Genomic DNA, 19,276 nt, shown 5'->3' on the forward strand with positions numbered 1-19,276 from the left:
AATTGGAGGAATAAAATATGAAAACAAAAATATATTATGTTATGGATACTATGTGTGGATGGTGTTATGGGTTTAGCGATGTTATAACTAAAATAGAAGAGAAGTACAAAGATATTTATGACTTTAGCATTTTACCAGGAGGCATGTGGGTAGGGGATAATTCTAAAACTATTGATGTGAGTTTAGGTGATTATATAAAAAGTCATAATATGAAAATAGAACAATTAACTGGTAAAAAATTTGGAGATGGATATAATAAAAATATATTAGCAAATACTAGTATAGTTTTAGACAGTTTTCCAGGCGCAAAAGCATTAGTTTTAATTCAAAGATTAAAAAAAGATGTAAGCTTTAGATTCCTTAAAAAGCTCCAAGAAGCCTTTTTTATAGAAGGAAAGGATACTAATAATTTAGAAACATATATTGAAATAGCTAAAAGCTTTGATATATCTAAAGAGGAATTTGAGAAAGAATTTCTATCAGAAGAATTAACAAAAGAGACTTTAAAATATTTTGATATGGTTGTAGATTTAGGGGCGCTAAGTTTTCCGACAGTTATTTTAGTTAATGGAGATAAAAAACAAATAATCTCACAGGGCTACAGCAAATTTGAAGATATAGATAAAATATTAGCTTCTTCAAATTTTAAAAACTAATAATTTACTTGTGAAAATAAATTAGTGGGATTAAGTATGATAAGCTTATGAAATAGAGCGTTAATAATTAATACAAGAACTTAAGAACTTGAAAAAAAATAATAGATCAAGGTGCGATGTATATTTTGTGCAAAGGCAAGAGATAGTCCATATATATATGGATTGGCTCTATGCAATATAGCTAAAAATAGACGAGCAAATTGGTCTATTATTTTTTAAAAAGTACCTTAAATATAGATCTGTAATAAGGTAAGATAGAAACAGCTTGACTTTTAATAAAAAAATTTATACAATAAATTGAAATCGTTTTCTAAAATGAGAAAATTCGGAGGTGAAAATATGGATAATATGTATGAGAAAGTTTTAGAATCAACAAGATATATAAAAAGTAAAATTGATTTAATGCCTAAGATAGGTGTTGTTTTAGGTTCAGGATTAGGAGATCTAGTGGATTCTATAGAAAATAAAGAATATATTAATTATGAAGATATACCTAATTTCCCAAGATCAACAGTTAAAGGTCATAATGGAAGATTGGTATTTGGGAAAATAAAAGATACATATGTGTTAGCAATGCAAGGAAGATTTCATTATTTTGAAGGATATACAATGAAAGAAGTTGCATATCCAATATATGTTATGAAGCAATTAGGAATTGAAAAAGTTATAATAACTAATGCTTGCGGTGGCATAAATACAAGCTTTAAGCCTGGTACTTTGATGATTATTAATGATTTTATTAATTTAGTTTCAGATAATCCATTAATTGGTATAAATGATGAAAGATTTGGGACAAGGTTTCCTGATATGTCTGAACCTTTCAAGCTTGAATTAATAGACAAAGCAAAGAAAATAGCAGATGAAATAGGTGTTGAATATAAAGAGGGTGTTTATGCAGGGGTTATGGGACCTTATTATGAAACAGCAGCAGAAATAAGATCAATTAGAAATCAAGGGGGAGATGCTGTTGGAATGTCAACAGTTCCTGAAACAATAGCTGCTAATTATTTAGGAATAGATGTACTGGGGATATCTTGTATCACAAATATGGCTACAGGGATACAAAAGCAAAAACATTCACACGAGAATGTAATAGAAATAGCTCAAAAGGCATCAATAGATTTTTTTAGATGGATAGCTAAGGTAATTGAAGCTATGGATGAAATAAAAAGATAGCTTCCTAAGTATTGATTTATTACAAATATGAGATTTTTATTTGTTTAATAGTTTGTGTAAACTATTAAGCAAGTTTGAATCTCTTTTTCTATGGGTTTTTATAAATATTAGTTGGTTGAAAAAAACAAATATTGACATCGAAATACTAGTGTACTATAATAATGGTACACTAGTGATCAAGATGGGAGGTACCGTAGGTGATTAAATTTAATGAAAGTACACCAATTTATATGCAAATGATACAAAAAATTAAAGCTGATATAGTAGCAGGTAAGCTTAAAGGCGGTGAAAAAATGCTTTCTGTAAGGGAGTTTTCTGAAAGCTTTAAGGTTAATCCTAATACAGTGCAGAGGGTTTTTCAGGAATTAGAACGAGAGGGGATAACTTACTCACAAAGAGGCATTGGAACATTTATTGTTGACAGTGATGAGCTTTTGAATCAATTAAAAAATACTCAAGCACAAAAATATGCTAAAAGATTTGTAGATGAAATGACAGAGCTTGGAATGAGCAAAGAAGAAATTTCTAAATATTTAATAAAGGTATTGGGGGAATAAAAAAATGAAAATTCTTGAGGCTAAATTAATTAGCAAAAAATATTTAAAAAAGAAAGCTTTAGATGGAGTAGACTTAACAATTGAAAAAGGCAAAATTATTGGGATATTAGGACCAAATGGAAGTGGTAAAACAACTTTTTTAAAATTAATTGCAGGTTTAATAAGACCTTCTGAAGGTGAAATTAAAATTTGTGATAATGAGATAGGGTATAAAACAAAGGAACTAGTTGCATATTTACCAGATAGTGATTTTTTATATCCATGGATGAAAATTAGTGAAGCAAAAAAAGTTTATTCTACATTTTTTAAGGATTTTAACAGCGATAAATTTAATGAGTTACTAGGTTTTATGAAATTAGAAAGTAATATGTCAGTAAAAGGTCTATCAAAGGGCATGAAGGAAAAGTTAGCACTAGCATTGACATTAGCTAGAGAAGCAAAGCTAATAATTCTTGATGAACCATTAAATGGTGTGGACCCAATAGCTAGGGAACAAATTCTACAGGCTATATTAAAGGGATTTAGTTTTGAAAGTTCTATGATAATAACTAGTCATCTTATTAACGAAGTGGAAAGTCTATTAGATGAAGTTTATTTTTTGAAAGAAGGTAAAATTATGCTTTCTGGAAATGCAGAAGATTTGAGAAGTGAAAAAAATATGACTATTGATGAGATTTATAGGGAGGTTTTTGCATGTTAGCTGATTTATTAAAATATGAACTTACGAAAAAATGGAGAAGTATGAGATATATAGTATTAGCTTATGGACTTATAGAAATTATTTTACTGTGTACTTTGAAAATAGCTTCTTCAAAAAGTGATATGACTCATTTATTTACTGCGAGTGAGAATAAAATGGGGAATTTAGGGTTTATGTTTATTACAGGTATGATTTTTTACTTTATATTTATTTTAATATTGACAATAATGCCTTTTATAGAAGCAATTATAAAATACGAAAAAGACTTAGCTGGAAAACAGTCTCCACTTGAACTTATGATTCCGGCAGAATCTTGGAAGAAAATTCTATCAAAATTAATAACAGCGGTATGTGGAACTATTATTTGCGGAATAATTGCAATTGCATCTGTTATAATATTTTTCCTAGTTATGAGTAATTTTGAGGAAAATATAGTAGATTTAATTCTTCGTGGTTTGAGTACGGGAGTAAATTTCTCAACTGGCATTATTTTTATAATAATTAGTGGTTTCTTTGAGTATATTTCAATATTCACATTATTTTTCTTCTGTATAGCTATTTCAAAATGGATTACGCATAAGAAAAAAACATCAGATATAATAAGTGTTTTTGTGCTTGCAGGAGCTATAGCTGTAATTTATTTTTTACAAATACAGGTAGATAAATTACCTATTGCAACTTTCACTTTATACGGAATAAATACTAATTTAAGTGCAATAATATTAGATATATTAATTTTTATAATATTATTTATAGGTACATCATTTATTATGGAAAGAAAAATTGAAAATTAAATAATTTATAAAATTGAATTGTTATTTTTTCATATAAGTAAAGTTTAACCAAATTTAATTATTTGGCTAAACTTTATTTTTTTAGTTAAAATAATACTATTAAAAACAGAGTTGTTAATAATATAATATAGATATATATTTTGAGAAAGTATTAAAGGATCTTAAAAAAGGAGTGAAATAATATATGTTTGATATAGCTTTACTAGGGACCGGTGGTGGCATGCCAATGCCAAATAGGTATCTTTCTGCATCTTTAATAAATTATAGAGGACGAAAAATACTAATAGATTGTGGCGAAGGAACTCAGGTATCAATGAGAATTTTGGGTTGGGGGTTTAAATCTATTGATATTATATGTATTACTCATGGGCATGGAGATCATATTGTAGGGTTACCAGGATTATTAGCTACAATAGGGAATAGTGGCAGAACAGAACCATTAACAATAGTTGGACCAGAGGGTATAGAAGAAATCGTTAATGGGTTAAGAGTTATTGCTAAGTATCTACCTTATGAAGTCAATATAATAGAAAATCCTAAAAAGGTTAATCTTAAAGTTAATAAGGATAATATGGTTGTTGTAGAGGATAATAATATTTCAGATATTATAATAAACACTATGGAAGTTGATCATTCTGCAAATTGTTTAGCATATAAATTTTCGGTACAAAGGCAAGCAAAATTCAATATAGAAAAAGCAAAAGAAAATAATGTGCCTAAGAATTTATGGAATTTGCTTCAAAAGGGAGAAACCTTAGAAGTAGATGGAAAAGTTTATACAACTAATATGGTTTTAGGTGATAACAGAAAAGGAATTAAACTTAGTTATGTAACAGATACAAGACCAATAGAAGATATAAAGGAATTTATAAAAGATAGTGATTTATTTATTTGTGAAGGAACTTACGGCGATGATGGAGATATAGATAAGGCAATAAAAAATAAACATATGACATTTAGGGAAGCAGCTACATTAGCAAGGGAAGGTAAAGTAAAAGAACTTTTATTAACACATTTTAGCCCAGCAATGATAGAACCAGAAAGCTTTGCAAATAATGCGACGTCAGAATTTAATAATTCTACTATAGGATATGATAGATTAGTTAAAGAATTAAATTTCATAGATGACTAAAAGAAATAATTGTAAATGAGTTTGTTTCGATACCTATGCTACATGTATTGTTTAGTTTTCCTAATTTGGGTATAATAATAACATAAGAGTTTAAGAATCTGAAAAAATAGATTAGCATATATGGAGTGATGAAAATGTTCAAGGAAGAGTATTCATCACAATTTGATAAAGAAGAAGTTCATTGGATAAAGACAGAATTTCCATTCTGGAAAAAGCTTATGACAGCTAATTAGAAGGTCTATGGATTTATCATTTAGAAGTTTATTTAATAGTTTCCAATCATTAGTTGAAGATTATATTTCTATTGTATTAAAAACTGTAAGCGTAGATGTGAGAAAGGTATATTTTAGACAATCCTTAGATATATGCGTAGATAATAATTTTCTATCAAAAGAATTTATAGAAAAATTTAAGCCTTCTATAAAATTGAGAAATGATATTGCACATGGTTATGATATACCAACAACAGATGCTTTAATTGATTTCTATAAGGAAAATAGAGAAGTGTATAATAAGTTTATTATTGATATAAATGAATTTAAAAATAATTTGGATCAACAGGAGTTATTTTAATAAGAATGTAAAATAACTACTCCATATAAAAAATATATATGTCTTAATAAATTTCAAATAAAAAACAAGCATTATAATTATGCCTGTTTTTTTTTATTTGAAATAACTGTAATTTTAGATGCTTATTGCTATTAAAACAGAGCATTTTTAAAAAGAACCAGAAGTCCTCCACCCCCACAGGAACCAGAATCACCGCCAGAGGTAAAACCACCGCTATTCTCAAAAGAATCATCAGTAGTATCATCTATTTTTTCGGCACTACCAGAAGAAGAAAAAATAACCAATGTTTTACAATAGATGAAAACAACTTGACTTTCAATAAGAAAATTTATATAAGGAATCAATAAATAATAAGTAAAGTTGTACATACTAGCCTTAAGGAACACCTAAACAATAATTTCCATATATTATAATAAATAAAATTATTTTATAGTTAGTTCTAAATAAATAACTATAACAAAGTTGATTTTCAAAGAATAATTACGATGTAGTTATTGTTTAAACAATAACTATGGAAGAGTTACTGTTTAAAAACAAACTTATATTTTTCTGAATTTAGTACAAATTATCTTTAAGTGACTATAATATTTCTAAGTTGGAGGAGTTTATGAATTATATAACAATAGTATTTGATATAAAAAAATCTAGAGAATTAGTTAATAGAAATGAAGTTCAAAAAATATTAATACAAACATTAAAAAAATGTAATGAAGATTTTAAAGAAATAATAGAATCGCCTTTTTTAATAATTATTGGAGATGAATGGCAAGGATTGTTGAAAGAAGATAGCGATTATAATAAAATTATAGATTTCTTTAAGGTTTCACTATCTCCTGATGTTGAATTTTATACTGGCGTTGGAATTGGTGATATAACAATACACAATTTTGAGTTAACAGTTAATCAATTAGATGGTCCATCTTTTCATCTTGCTAGGGATGCAATAAATTATGCTAAAGAAAATAACTATTCACTAGTAGTATTATCTAAGGAATACCCAAATAAATAACAAGCCAATATATATGGTACCTTTACTTGTTATTTTTAAAAATGCCTAAATAATTAAAAAAATAAGCTTCTAATAATTATACCCAATAATAGGGCAGGTATAAAACTTAGAAATGTTCCTATTATAAAATACTCTGCAAAGCTATCATTAGATAATTTTTTAAAACGAGCTACTGACTTTATGGTTAATATAAAACCTATCATCATTGGGTAATTTATAACAATACTAACTAAAATAAAAGTTCTCTCTAGCAAACCAATTATGAAACCACCATTTGGGGCTCCCGCATCCTCTTCTAAAGTATCCTTATTAATAACTTTATTATTTTGTGACCAATTTCGTATTTTAAAATCTGTTTTATTATTATTTGAACTTAGATGATGCATTAATATTTTTATAAATATTCCAACTCCCCAAGTAGCAATGGATATATTTATAAATACAATTAAGAGCTTTTCATTTAATGAAAACCCATTTGGATATATTAAAATCTTTTCTCTTAGCATATTAATAAGATTAATATTGTTACAAATTGAAAGAATGAGTAATATAAAAATTAAATGTAATAATTGATCTAGCCAAAATACCCATATGTTTTCAATTAACTTAATGTCTTTTAGATATAATAAAGATTTTAGTTCATCAACTATAAAATGAGATATTGATATTAATAGAACTTGGAATAGGGGAACATACACTGCTTGTCCATTTATTAAGTTTATCATAGCTGAAACTATGTAAATTCCAATTAAATGGATTGTGGAATGTATAACGTTGCCTACTATTGATCTTTTTTTTATACTAAGGCTATATAAACTTTTATATAGCCTTTCTTTTATTCTTAAGGAAGTTTTTTCTTTAAGTTTATTATCTATATATGATTTTGATTTTGGAAACCTCATTTTCAATATGAATTCATTTTGAAAAACAAAGTCGAATAGTATATGACTTAATATAACTATAAAAAATAAACTAATATCCACAATACTCTCCCCCTAGTGTATATGCATATATATCTAGTAACTTTGATATAACTTTTTTATTGTAAATAGTTAAGAAATAATTTGATGCACTTAATTTGTTTGAAATACCAGATTTTGTGTAGTTAGGATATTCTTTTTCGATGTTACTATATGAACCTAATTCTTCATATAAAGAAATTATATCTATTTGTTTATCAGTAAATTTATTTTCTATCATTTCATTATTTTGCATAATATTATTAATAATATCTATAAGTCCTAAAGATATATTATCATCTTCTGTACTGGTAACAGCACATTCAAGAAGGGTATCAGATTCATTAACTAGTAATTGATTATTGTGGTTTCTAGTCATATCAATATGATTTCCTTTTAAAACTAACTTGCAATCCTTTGTATGGATTACTTCGTTATAAAATCTATTGCTTTTTTTAGCTATATTTATTGCTTCTCTAGCATAAATAAAAGCATCTCCATCCATTTCTCTAGTGTCGTTTGATTCATTAGTACTTATAGTTCCAATACCAATTCCACAATAACAATCTAATTTACTTAAATGTAAAAATAATTTAATTTCAGTAAAAATATTATAACTTTCTTTAACATCTCGTATAACAATTTGCCATTCATCACCTAAGATAAATGTGATTGGAGAGACTAAAAGATTATCATATTTATTATTTAATTTTAAGAAATACTCTTTAATCTTACATTGGATTTCTATTCTGTTTTCTATTTTTCTAGATTTTACTAAATCTATATTTATTACGCTATAAATATTCACTGTTTTCCCTCCATGGATATTAGAAATCATTTAAATAGTATTTATTTTTAGATAGATTAAACATTAATTGTTAATTATTTCTTATATTTTAACACAAATATTATATAAATATAAGAAAGAAGATAGGTTTAAAATGGAAATATAATAATAATACCGCCTTTTTAATTATTACCTAAATTAAAAGTGCTATTCAGTATTTGATAAAAAGCATTGAATAATATTTAATACAAATAATTTTATAGTATTTTTTAGGAAATATAACATAAAATTAAATGAAAGCAATATAAAGGGAATTGGAAAATGAGACAAGGTAAAATAATATGCCCTAATTATTTAGATGAAAATTCACCAGACTTTTTAGTAGAGTATAGAGGTCCATTTAAGGAAGAAATAGATAAGGTTGATTATGCTTGTGGAGATATTATAACTGATACCCTTGGAGTGATATCAGTACCTTATGAATATTTAGATATATTAAGGAGAGATGTGCCGTCTATTATATTTATAGAAAGTAGAAGTATGTATGTTCTGCAAGATGTTATTGTAAATTATGTGGATAAAATAAATGAAATTAAACTAAATCCTTATTTAGGGCTTAATGGTAGAGGAGTTCTTGTAGGAATGGTTGATTCGGGAATAGATTATCTGAATAATGAATTTATAAGAGAAGATGGAACATCAAGAATACTTAATATATGGGATCAATCAGCGCCTATAAATTATAGTAATACTAAAGTATACACTGGAGATACTTATGATAATGATAAAATTAATGAAGCTATTAATGCTTCTAAAAGAGGGGAAGATCCTTATGCAATAGTGCCTACAAGAGATGAATTTGATCATGGTACAAGGATGGCAGGGATTATAGGGGGAAGAGGATATACTGAAGGTGTTGGAGGGGTAGCATCTGATTGTGACTTTGTAATTGTTAAATTGGATGAATCACTTAATTATAAGAGACTACTTAGAGAAAATGGAATATTAAATGTACCAGCATATAATAATGTAGAGGTTTTAGCTGGAATTGAGTATTTAAGGCGTTATGCAGAAAACGCTAAGAAACCTATGGTTATATATCTAGGAGTAGGCACCACAAGTGGAAGTCGCTCTGGAGACAATATTATATCTACATATATAAATGTTATTGCAGCAGAGAGAGGGCTTGCAATAGTAGCTGGAGTTGGGAATGAAGGTGCTGCAGAGGGCCATGCATCGGGGACCATTAAGGATGTAGATGATGTGGCATTAATTGAATTATCAATTCCTAGAGTGCTTAAAGAATTATCTTTTGATGTATGGATTAGGAAACCAGATATAATGTCAATTAATATAAGTACTCCTTATGGAGAAATGTCTGGGTTTATCGATGCGAAAATTAAAAGAGTTGGAACTATAAAATTTGTGTTAACAAATAGTTCTGTGAATATTAGTTATAATGTTCCTGAAGAGTACACTGGTGATGAAGTTATTGGATTAACCTTTAAAGATATGAAGCCAGGAATATGGAGGCTAGAGTTGAAAGGTAAATATATAGTAAAGGGAAGATATGACATGTGGCTACCTCCTAAAGCAACATTACCAGAAGGTACAAGGTTTCTTGCTTCAGATCCATTTATAACATTAACAGTACCAAGTACTGCAAAAAAAGTTGTAACTGTAGCCTATTATAACAGTGAAACAGAATCATTAGTAGCATCATCAGGTAAGGGATTTAATTCAAATGGTTTAATTAATCCAGATATAATTACAGCTGGTATTGATGTTTTGACTACATCTAATACAGGAGTTGTTACAAAAACATCTGGAAGTTCGGTTGGAGCAGCTATTGTAGCAGGATGTTGCGCTTTAATACTTCAATGGGGAATAGTTGATAAAAATGATACAACAATATATTCTGCAAAAATAAGGAGCTATCTTGTATATGGTGCAGATAGAACTAGGCCGGATAAGTATCCTAATAGATATTCCGGGTATGGAGCTTTAGACATATTAAAAACATTTAATGTTATGGGTGGTATTTATACACGTTATAGAAGTTCAGAGTTTATTGAGTATTATGTAGGAAATCTATATGTGAAAATTCCAAGTGATGTAGAAGAGAGGTATAGAATAGATGAATAGTGAAAAATATCGTAATACACCAGAATATATTTTTAACAATCCTGAATATAGAGATTATCTTATTAAATATATAGGTAATCCAACAGGTTATTCAAATAGTGTTGCCGGGGTTTTCGTAACTCCCCTAGACAATAACTATGCAATATTATCAATAAGAATTGATTTGCAAAGTGATATATCAGATTACTCAATATTAAGTAATTATAAAAATGAACAAGGGGAAACTTTAGAGTCAAATATTCTATATATTAAATATCCTGAATTTTATAAACTTCAAGAGATTTCACCTATTGATGCAGCAGAGGTTAGAGTTGTACAAACAGATACTCCATTAAATGTAACTGGAAAAAAAGTTGTAGTAGGAATAATTGATACCGGAATAGATTATCTAAGTAATGAATTCATGACTTTAAGTGGTGAAACTCGAATAAATTTCATTTGGGATCAGACTATAGCAAATGAAAATAATTTACCACTAGATGTTCCATATGGTACTGAATATGATAGCAAAAAAATAAATAATGCAATACAGTTATTTAGAGAAGGTAAGGATCCATACACTATTGTTCCAAGTATAGATAAAATAGGTCATGGAACAAATATGGCAGGCATAATTGCTGCAACTGGTGTAAATCCAGAACTTAAAGGGGTAGCACCAGATTGTGAATTGTGTATTATTAAAATTGCAGAATCTATCACCTACGAAAAAAATTTAAATATACAAATACCTATATTTAATATAACTACAATAGTTGCAGCAATTATTAGGTTATATAATTATTCAATTAAATCTTTAAAGCCAATGGTTATATATTTACCTTTAGGCACTAATTCTGGAAATCATAGAGGCAATGGATTAATTAATGAAATTATTCAAAAGGTATCAAATAGTAGGGGGATTATAGTAGTTACAGGTTCGGGTAACGAAGGGGCAGAAGGTGGCCATGCTTCGGGATTTATTCCAGATGTAGGGGGAACAGAGACTATTGATCTTAATGTATCTGATGAACAAAAGTCTTTAATAGTAGAAATATGGTCAGATTTACCTAATATTATGACTTTAAATATTATTTCACCATCAGGTGAGGATACTGGAATAATACCTGTACTAATAAACAGTACAGAAAAGTTTAACTTTATTTTTGAAAAAGTATCTATACAGGTAAGTTATTTAATTCCAGAACAAATAACGGGAGATGAATTAATATTAATATACTTTAGTAATTTGCAACCTGGTTCATGGAAATTAAGGCTAACGGCAAATGCAGTTACAGATGGGGCGTTTAACGCATGGATACCAGTTCAGGGAATATCAGTTGGAGATACTAGATTTATACAAGCAGACCCTTTTGGTACTTTTACCACTCCTGGAGATTCACCAAGTGCAATGACTGTTGCTGCCTATAATCAAAATAACAATAATACAATAAATTATTCGGGAATGGCATTTAAAAATGATTTAAGTGATGCAATATATTTAGCAGCTGGAGGCGTAAATGCAAAAACAGTTGCACCAAGTAATAAAATAGAAATTGTAAATGGAACTAGTGTATCAGCAGCGGTAGCAAGTGGGGTATGCGCTTTAATATTTCAATGGGGAATGACTGATGGAAATTATCCGAATATGTATGCTCAAAGTCTTATTACTTATATGATAAGGGGAACAGTAAAAAGAAGAGGGGATATATATCCAAATTATCAATGGGGGTTTGGAATTTTAAATGCATTTGAAATTTTTCGAAATATGCCTTAGATGAAGATGGTATAAATTAAATATTATAAAAATAAATTGGAGCAATATTAAAGGGAGTAAAATATGGAACAGTATAAAATAGTATGCCCTAATTACTTAGATGAAAATTCACCAGACTTTTTAGTGGAGTATAGAGGTCCATTTAAGGAAGAAATAGATAAGGTTACTTATGCTTGTGGAGATATTATAACTGATACCCTTGGAGTGATATCAGTACCTTATGAATATTTAGATATATTAAGGAAAGATGTGCCGTCTATTGTATTTGTAGAAAATAGAAGTATATATGTTCTGCAAGATGTTATTGTAAATTATGTGGATAATATAAATGAAATTAAACTAAACCCTTATTTAGGTCTTAATGGCAGGGGTGTTCTTGTAGGGATGGTTGATTCGGGAATAGATTATCTGAATAATGAATTTATAAGAGAAGATGGAACATCAAGAATACTTAATATATGGGATCAAACAGCGCCTATAAATTATAGTAATAAGAAAGTATATATTGGTGATACTTATGATAACGATAAAATTAATGAAGCTATTAATGCATCTAAAAGAGGTGAAGATCCTTATGCGATAGTGCCTACAAAAGATGAAATTGATCATGGGACAAAGATGGCTGGAATTATAGGAGGAAGAGGATATAATGAAGATATTAGAGGGGTAGCATCTGATTCTGATTTTGTAATTGTTAAGTTGCTTGAATCACTTAATTATAAGAGGATGCTTAGAGAAAATGGAATATTAAATGTACCAGGATATAATAATGTAGAGGTTTTAGCTGGAATTGAGTATTTAAGGCGTTATGCAGAAAACGCTAAGAAACCTATGGTTGTATATATAGGAGTAGGAACCACCAGTGGAAGTCATTCGGGAAATAATATTATGTCTAGATATATAAATGCTATTGCAGCAGAGCGAGGGCTTGCAATAGTAGCTGGAGTGGGAAATGAAGGTGATTCAGAGGGGCATGCATCGGGGACTATTAAGGCTGTAGATGATGTGGCATTAATTGAATTATCAATTCCTAGAGTGCTTAAAGAATTATCTTTTGAGGTATGGATTAGGAAACCAGATATAATGTCAATTAATATAAGTACGCCTTATGGAGAAATGTCTGGGTTTATTGATGCAAAAATTAAAAGAGTTGGAACTATAAAATTTGTGTTAACAAATAGTTCTGTGAATATTAGGTATAATGTTCCTGAAGAGTACACTGGTGATGAAGTTATTGGATTAACATTTAAAGATATGAAGCCAGGAATATGGAGGCTAGAGTTGAAAGGCGAAGATATAGTAAAGGGTAGATATGATATGTGGCTGCCTCCTAAAGCAACATTACCAGAAGGTACAAGGTTTCTTGCTTCAGATCCATTTATAACATTAACAGTACCAAGTACTGCAAAAAAAGTTATAACTGTAGCCTATTATAATAGTCAAACAAAATCCTTAGTAGCATCATCCGGTAAGGGATTTAATTCAAATGGGTTAATTAATCCAGATATAATGACAGCCGGTATTGATGTTTTGACTACATCTAATGGAGGAGCTGTTACAAAAACATCTGGAAGTTCGGTTGCTACAGCTATTGTAGCGGGATGTTGCTCTTTAATACTTCAATGGGGAATAGTTGATAAAAATGATACAACAATGTATTCTGCAAAAATATTGAGTTATCTTATATATGGTGCGGATAGAACTATGATGGATGAGTATCCAAATAGATATTCAGGATATGGAGTTTTAGATATATTAAAGACATTTAATGTTATGGGTGGTATTTATAGAAGTTATAGAAATTCAGAGTTTATTGAGTATTATGTAGGAAATCTATATGTGAAAATTCCAAGTGATAAAGAAGAGGGGTATAAAATAAATGAATAGTAAAAAATATCGTAGTACTCCAGAATATATATTTAATAATCCTAAATACAGAGATTATCTTATTAAATATATAGGTGATCCAACAGGTTACTCAAATAGTGTTGACGGGGTTTTTGTAACTCCCCTAGACAATAACTATGCAATATTATCAATAAGAATTGATTTGCAAAATGATATATTCGATTATTCAATATTAAGTAAGTATAAAAATGAACAAGGGGAAACTTTGATGTCAAATATTCTATATATTAAATATCCTGAATTTTATAAACTTCAAGATATTTCACCTATTGATGCTGCTGAAGTTAGAGTTGTACAAACAGATACTCCGTTAAATGTAACTGGAAAAAAAGTTGTAGTAGGAATAATTGATACCGGAATAGATTATCTAAGTGATGAATTCATGACTTTAAGTGGTGAAACTCGAATAAATTTCATTTGGGATCAAACTATAGCAAATGAAAATAATTTACCACTGGAGGTTCCATATGGTACTGAATATGATAGCGAAAAAATAAATAATGCAATACAGTTATTTAGAGCAGGTAAGGATCCATACACTATTGTTCCAAGTGTAGATAAAATAGGTCATGGAACAAATATGGCAGGCATAATTGCTGCAACTGGTGTAAATCCAGAACTTAAAGGGGTAGCGCCAGATTGTGAATTGTGTATTATTAAACTTGCAGAAGCTATCACCTACAAAAGCGATTTTAATATAGAAATACCTATATTTAATATAACTACAATAGTTGCAGCAATTATTAGGTTATATAATTATTCAATTAAATCTTTAAAGCCAATGGTTATATATTTACCTTTAGGTACCAATTCGGGGAATCATAGAGGAAATGGATTGATTAATGAAATTATTCAAAAGGTATCAAATAGTATGGGGATTATAGTAGTTACAGGTTCAGGTAACGAAGGGGCAGAAGGTGGCCATGCTTCGGGATTTATTCCAGATGTAGGGGGAACAGAGACTATTGATCTTAATGTATCTAATGAACAAAAGGCTTTAATAGTAGAAATATGGGCAGATTTACCTAATATTATGACTTTAAATATTATTTCACCATCAGGCGAAGACACTGGAATAATACCTGTACTAATAAACAGTACAGAAAAGTTCAGCTTTATTTTTGAAAAGGTATCTATACAGGTAAGTTATTTAATCCCAGAACAAATAACGGGAGATGAATTAATATTAATATATTTTAGTAATTTACAACCTGGTTCATGGAAATTAAGGTTAACGGCAAATGCGGTTACAAATGGGGCATTTAATTCTTGGATACCAGTTAAAGGAATATCGGTTGGAGATACTAAATTTATACAATCAGACCCTTTTGGGACTTTTACAATTCCTGGAGATTCACCAAGTGTAATGACAGCTGCGGGCTATAATCAAAATAATAATAACACAATAAATTATTCGGGAATGGCATTTAAAAATGATTTGAATAATTCAATATATGTAGCAGCAGGGGCAGTAAATGCAAAAACAGTTGGGCCAGGTAATAGAATTGATATTGTAAATGGAACTAGTGTATCAGCAGCAGTAACAGGTGGGGTATGCGCTTTAATATTTCAATGGGGAATGACTGATGGAAATTATCCAAATATGTACTCTCAAAGTCTTATTACTTATGTTATAAGAGGAACAACAAAAAGAAGAGGTGATATATACCCCAATCCTCAATGGGGGTATGGAATTTTAAATGTCTTTGGAATTTTTAAGAATATGCCTTAGAGGAATATGTAGGTAAAAAAATAACAAGTTAGATTCTGATCTATTTTGAACTAGGTTTAATCATCATAATCTTTGTATAGGATCACTATGCAAAGGTTGTGATTATCATCCTATTTAAAAATATCTACAGAATTTTTGACTTGTTATTTTTTGTTACTTAAGAACTATAAAAATTGAAAAATATGTAATGATAGAGTATATTAATATTAGGATAAAATATATAAATAAAGGAGTTTAAAATGAATAATTTAAAAGTAAAATCAAAAATTATGTTTTTCTCAATTACAATGTTATTACTTATTACCATAATTAGTGGTGTAGGATATGCTTATCTTTCAAAGGCAAATAAAGATATAACAATAATGTACAATGAACGACTATTAAGCGTACAATACTTAAATGATAACAGGAACCAATCTAGGGCTATTGAAGCGGATACCTATTACATACTAGTACATTCAGAAAATAAAGATAAACAAAATGAAAAATTCAAAGACATAGAAGTCAGAGAAGAAAAATTCAACACAAACTGGGAAAGTTACAAACAAAGCGATATTGATCAATATGAAAAAGAAAGAATTTCTATTATGGAAAGCAACCTTGAAAATTTGAGAAAATCAAGATCAGTAACTACTAAACTTGCAATGGAGGGAAAGAAACAGGAAGCTTTGAATGAAGAATTAAAATCTGTTGAATATGAAGAAGCATTCCAAACAAGTTTAAAGGAAATAGCAGAACATAACGTGAAATTAGCTAGTGATTTAAATGAACAAAACAATAAAGATTTTAAGGTTTCAATAAATGTACTTGCGTCAATATTTTTATTTGCATTAGGCGTTGGTATAGTATTAACATTTATAATTTCAAAAAGTATTGCAAATCCATTATCTTTAGCTGTAAATCATTTAAAACTTATAGCTACTGGTGATTTTACAAGAGATGTTCCAGAAGAGACTAAGAAAAGAAAAGATGAAATGGGAGATATAGCAAATGCTGTGGACATTATGCAAAGTTCATTAAAACTTTTAATTAGAAATGTAAGTGAAGAAGCTAATATTATTAAAGCTGTAGTACTTAATGTTTCTGGAAATGTAAAAATTTTAAATGAAAATATAGAAGAAGTATCTGCAACTACAGAGGAATTATCGGCAGGAATGGAAGAAACAGCAGCATCTACAGAAGAGATGAATGCAACAGCCGATGAAATAGAAATAGCAGTTCAATCTATAGCAAAAAAAGCACAAGGCGGATCTATACAAGCTCAAGAAATAAATAAAAGAGCAATAGATACTAAAGATAATGTTACAAAATCAAAAGATAGAGCACTTGAAATATTTATAAAAACTAAAGATAAATTAGAGATAGCCATGGAAAATTCTAAAGTAGTGTCACAAATTAATGTATTGTCTGAAGCTATAATGCAAATATCAGCACAAACTAATCTTTTAGCGTTAAATGCAGCTATTGAGGCAGCAAGAGCTGGGGAAGCTGGGCGTGGATTTGCAGTTGTTGCAGATGAAATAAGAAAACTTGCAGAAGATTCAAAGAATACCGTAATTGAAATACAAAATATAACTAAAAAAGTAACTGAATCAGTATCTGATTTATCATTTAGTTCTAATGAATTATTAAATTTTGTGGAAGAAGATGTACAAAATGATTATAATACAATATTAAATGTAGCAGATGAATATAGCAATGATGCAGAGTTTGTAAAAAATCTTGTATTAGATTTTAGCTCAACTTCTAAAGAGCTTTTAGCTTCACTTCAAGATGTGATAAAGATTATAGAACAGGTAGCGCAAGCTTCAACTGAAGGGGCAGAAGGGACAAACAATATTGCAGAAAAGGTATCTGATGTAACTGAAAGATCTAATGGAATTATTGAGGATGTAAAAAAATCTACAGAAAGTGTAGAGAAATTAAATGAAGAAATATCTCAATTTAAGATTTAGGTGTTTAAAAAATAACAAATCACAGTTATAAATAGACAAGCATGTTTAACATGATTGCAGTTATTTCAGTAATAGCCTATAGTTGGGCGTAAAGCATAGCTGACCTAAGACTGAATTTTAGTCTTAGGTCAGCTATAGTTTATATATATTGGTAATGTAAATAATATATTATACTGGTATCCCAAAGACAGTTTGTTTTCCGCTTTCAATTAGATAACGTATATGGCATTCCTCATAAATTTCATTATTAGATTTAAGCCACCAATAATCTTCTAGGCTCATACCTTTATTTGCTTTGCAAATTTCCCAGGCATCATAGAATGGGAGTTCCATAATATTTAATATATGATCAACAGCATCACGATCTGGAGGCATAACTCTATCTTCTATCCACCACAATATATTTTCATTACATGGTTTATAATCTAATGATAGATTAGTATAATCATAAAGTATTGGAGGAAGATACTTTATATTTTTTATTTCTTTATTAAGTTGGAAAGAAAACTTATCTAGTTTATTATTATAGCTAATAATTCCAACTTCAATATCTTTATACATTAGAGTATAATTTTCTAACATAATCTAGCCTCTCTTTCAATAAATTACACATTGCAATATAACGTTCTTTTCCTAAATAACATTCATATTCGTTTATAATATTTATAAACTCTTCATTTGTAGCATATAAGTTTATTTTAGGAAGATTATTTATAAGTTTTATTTGAGAAATATGTTTTTGTGAAAATGGTTTGCTCTTATCGAAACGCTTATTTAAATAAGGTTTTTTATTTATATTCATTAAGTCATCGGATGTTAAGTCAGAATAGAGGCTAAGTCCATTATATTTATTTCAAAGTCTAACCATATTAATAAGTCTTAATTAATATTATAGTATATTTGCTTATACATAGTAAATATATATAGTTGAAGAAATATCTCAGTTTTAAATTTAATATTAAAAATGTTTTTCCCCAAGGGCTTCTATTTCTTTTAGTACAATAGCATATTCTTTTCCTTTTGGAGTTAAAAAATCTTTTAGTACCTTCTAAAAGATGGCAAAGAATAACAGCTTTCCATTTACCTCTAATAATTTCAAAAGCCCAATCTAATTTGCAAACATAGTTTTTTCCATCTCTTTCAATTAATAGGTATCACCTCTAATAATATTAATTTAATACATATATACATTGTAATACAGTTTATTAATAAAGGTAATAGTAATGTTTGTTAACGAAAAAAATATATAGTTAATAAAAAGTTCAATTATTTTAGAAAAATGATTATATAGCTATAGTGTCCCCATAGAACGCCATATAAGAAAGAAGACTAGATATTATAAAAACTTGAAATTTTAGAAAATACAGAGTAAAATTAAGTCGAATAAAGTTATAATAAAACAAATTAAACTGCAAATATTTACAAATAGGTTGGGGATTT

At 28.6% G+C, this 19,276-nt stretch carries 19 protein-coding genes; 13 read left to right on the top strand and 6 right to left on the bottom strand.

The genetic code is table 11. The features are described from left to right. Nucleotides 1-17: 17 nt before the first annotated feature. From BLS77_RS00645 to BLS77_RS00675, 7 genes are all read left to right on the top strand, one after another. Entirely contained in the window at nucleotides 18-656 is a 639-nt protein-coding gene (locus BLS77_RS00645; RefSeq protein ID WP_089964847.1) for a DsbA family protein, read from the top strand. A 348-nt stretch (nucleotides 657-1,004) separates the two neighbouring features. Beyond that, complete coding sequence (locus BLS77_RS00650; protein ID WP_089966461.1) at nucleotides 1,005-1,832, top strand: purine-nucleoside phosphorylase; 828 nt, start codon at nucleotides 1,005-1,007, stop codon at nucleotides 1,830-1,832. A 197-nt stretch (nucleotides 1,833-2,029) separates the two neighbouring features. Then, nucleotides 2,030-2,389 carry a GntR family transcriptional regulator gene (locus tag BLS77_RS00655; protein WP_089964849.1) on the top strand — a complete coding sequence of 120 codons (360 nt, stop codon included), beginning with the start codon at nucleotides 2,030-2,032 and terminating at the stop codon, nucleotides 2,387-2,389. Nucleotides 2,390-2,393: 4 nt separating this feature from the next. Then, nucleotides 2,394-3,089, top strand: a complete 696-nt coding sequence (locus tag BLS77_RS00660) for an ABC transporter ATP-binding protein (protein WP_089964851.1) — start codon at nucleotides 2,394-2,396, stop codon at nucleotides 3,087-3,089. After that, nucleotides 3,083-3,883, top strand: coding sequence for a hypothetical protein (locus BLS77_RS00665; RefSeq protein WP_089964853.1), 801 nt, complete (start codon nucleotides 3,083-3,085; stop codon nucleotides 3,881-3,883). Before BLS77_RS00660 ends, BLS77_RS00665 begins: the two co-directional genes overlap by 7 nt. Before the next feature lie 184 nt (nucleotides 3,884-4,067). Then, entirely contained in the window at nucleotides 4,068-5,015 is a 948-nt protein-coding gene (locus BLS77_RS00670; protein ID WP_089964857.1) for a ribonuclease Z, read from the top strand. Nucleotides 5,016-5,255: 240 nt separating this feature from the next. After that, on the top strand, nucleotides 5,256-5,588 hold the full coding sequence (locus tag BLS77_RS00675) for a hypothetical protein (RefSeq protein ID WP_089964858.1): 333 nt from the start codon (nucleotides 5,256-5,258) through the stop codon (nucleotides 5,586-5,588). 131 nt (nucleotides 5,589-5,719) lie between these two features. On the opposite strand, the gene BLS77_RS00680 is transcribed toward BLS77_RS00675, so the two are convergent. Further along, complete coding sequence (locus BLS77_RS00680; RefSeq protein WP_089964859.1) at nucleotides 5,720-5,956, bottom strand: hypothetical protein; 237 nt, start codon at nucleotides 5,954-5,956, stop codon at nucleotides 5,720-5,722. Nucleotides 5,957-6,195: 239 nt separating this feature from the next. Here BLS77_RS00680 and BLS77_RS00685 point away from each other — a divergent pair, with 239 nt between their 5' ends. Continuing rightward, a complete protein-coding gene (locus BLS77_RS00685; RefSeq protein WP_089964860.1) occupies nucleotides 6,196-6,597 on the top strand; it encodes a SatD family protein in 402 nt (133 codons plus the stop codon). Nucleotides 6,598-6,650: 53 nt separating this feature from the next. Here the strand turns inward: BLS77_RS00685 and BLS77_RS00690 are convergent, their stop codons facing one another. Both BLS77_RS00690 and BLS77_RS00695 read right to left on the bottom strand, forming a co-directional pair. Next, nucleotides 6,651-7,580, bottom strand: a complete 930-nt coding sequence (locus tag BLS77_RS00690) for a DUF3307 domain-containing protein (RefSeq protein WP_089964862.1) — start codon at nucleotides 7,578-7,580, stop codon at nucleotides 6,651-6,653. Then, nucleotides 7,570-8,364, bottom strand: a complete 795-nt coding sequence (locus BLS77_RS00695; protein WP_167866480.1) for a SatD family protein — start codon at nucleotides 8,362-8,364, stop codon at nucleotides 7,570-7,572. Before BLS77_RS00695 ends, BLS77_RS00690 begins: the two co-directional genes overlap by 11 nt. 300 nt (nucleotides 8,365-8,664) lie before the next feature. Here BLS77_RS00695 and BLS77_RS00700 point away from each other — a divergent pair, with 300 nt between their 5' ends. From BLS77_RS00700 to BLS77_RS00720, 5 genes are all read left to right on the top strand, one after another. After that, complete coding sequence (locus tag BLS77_RS00700; RefSeq protein ID WP_089964866.1) at nucleotides 8,665-10,488, top strand: S8 family peptidase; 1,824 nt, start codon at nucleotides 8,665-8,667, stop codon at nucleotides 10,486-10,488. Further along, a complete protein-coding gene (locus BLS77_RS00705; RefSeq protein ID WP_089964868.1) occupies nucleotides 10,481-12,241 on the top strand; it encodes a S8 family peptidase in 1,761 nt (586 codons plus the stop codon). The genes BLS77_RS00700 and BLS77_RS00705 overlap by 8 nt, the downstream gene beginning before the upstream one ends. A 63-nt stretch (nucleotides 12,242-12,304) precedes the next feature. Further along, on the top strand, nucleotides 12,305-14,128 hold the full coding sequence (locus BLS77_RS00710; RefSeq protein WP_089964870.1) for a S8 family peptidase: 1,824 nt from the start codon (nucleotides 12,305-12,307) through the stop codon (nucleotides 14,126-14,128). Continuing rightward, a complete protein-coding gene (locus tag BLS77_RS00715) occupies nucleotides 14,121-15,881 on the top strand; it encodes a S8 family peptidase (RefSeq protein WP_089964872.1) in 1,761 nt (586 codons plus the stop codon). The genes BLS77_RS00710 and BLS77_RS00715 overlap by 8 nt, the downstream gene beginning before the upstream one ends. Nucleotides 15,882-16,120: 239 nt before the next feature. Beyond that, complete coding sequence (locus BLS77_RS00720) at nucleotides 16,121-17,836, top strand: methyl-accepting chemotaxis protein (protein WP_089964878.1); 1,716 nt, start codon at nucleotides 16,121-16,123, stop codon at nucleotides 17,834-17,836. Nucleotides 17,837-18,004: 168 nt separating this feature from the next. Here the strand turns inward: BLS77_RS00720 and BLS77_RS00725 are convergent, their stop codons facing one another. The 3 genes from BLS77_RS00725 to BLS77_RS20465 all read right to left on the bottom strand — a co-directional run bounded on the left by BLS77_RS00725 (nucleotide 18,005) and on the right by BLS77_RS20465 (nucleotide 18,981). Further along, on the bottom strand, nucleotides 18,005-18,418 hold the full coding sequence (locus tag BLS77_RS00725; RefSeq protein WP_089964881.1) for a hypothetical protein: 414 nt from the start codon (nucleotides 18,416-18,418) through the stop codon (nucleotides 18,005-18,007). Further along, nucleotides 18,390-18,638, bottom strand: coding sequence for a hypothetical protein (locus BLS77_RS19615; protein ID WP_089964882.1), 249 nt, complete (start codon nucleotides 18,636-18,638; stop codon nucleotides 18,390-18,392). The genes BLS77_RS00725 and BLS77_RS19615 overlap by 29 nt, the downstream gene beginning before the upstream one ends. A gap of 67 nt (nucleotides 18,639-18,705) precedes the next feature. Next, a complete protein-coding gene (locus tag BLS77_RS20465) occupies nucleotides 18,706-18,981 on the bottom strand; it encodes a winged helix-turn-helix transcriptional regulator (RefSeq protein ID WP_139164817.1) in 276 nt (91 codons plus the stop codon). Nucleotides 18,982-19,276: the final 295 nt, after the last annotated feature.

Origin of the sequence: Clostridium gasigenes, from assembly GCF_900104115.1 — a bacterium.
GTDB lineage: Bacteria > Bacillota > Clostridia > Clostridiales > Clostridiaceae > Clostridium > Clostridium gasigenes.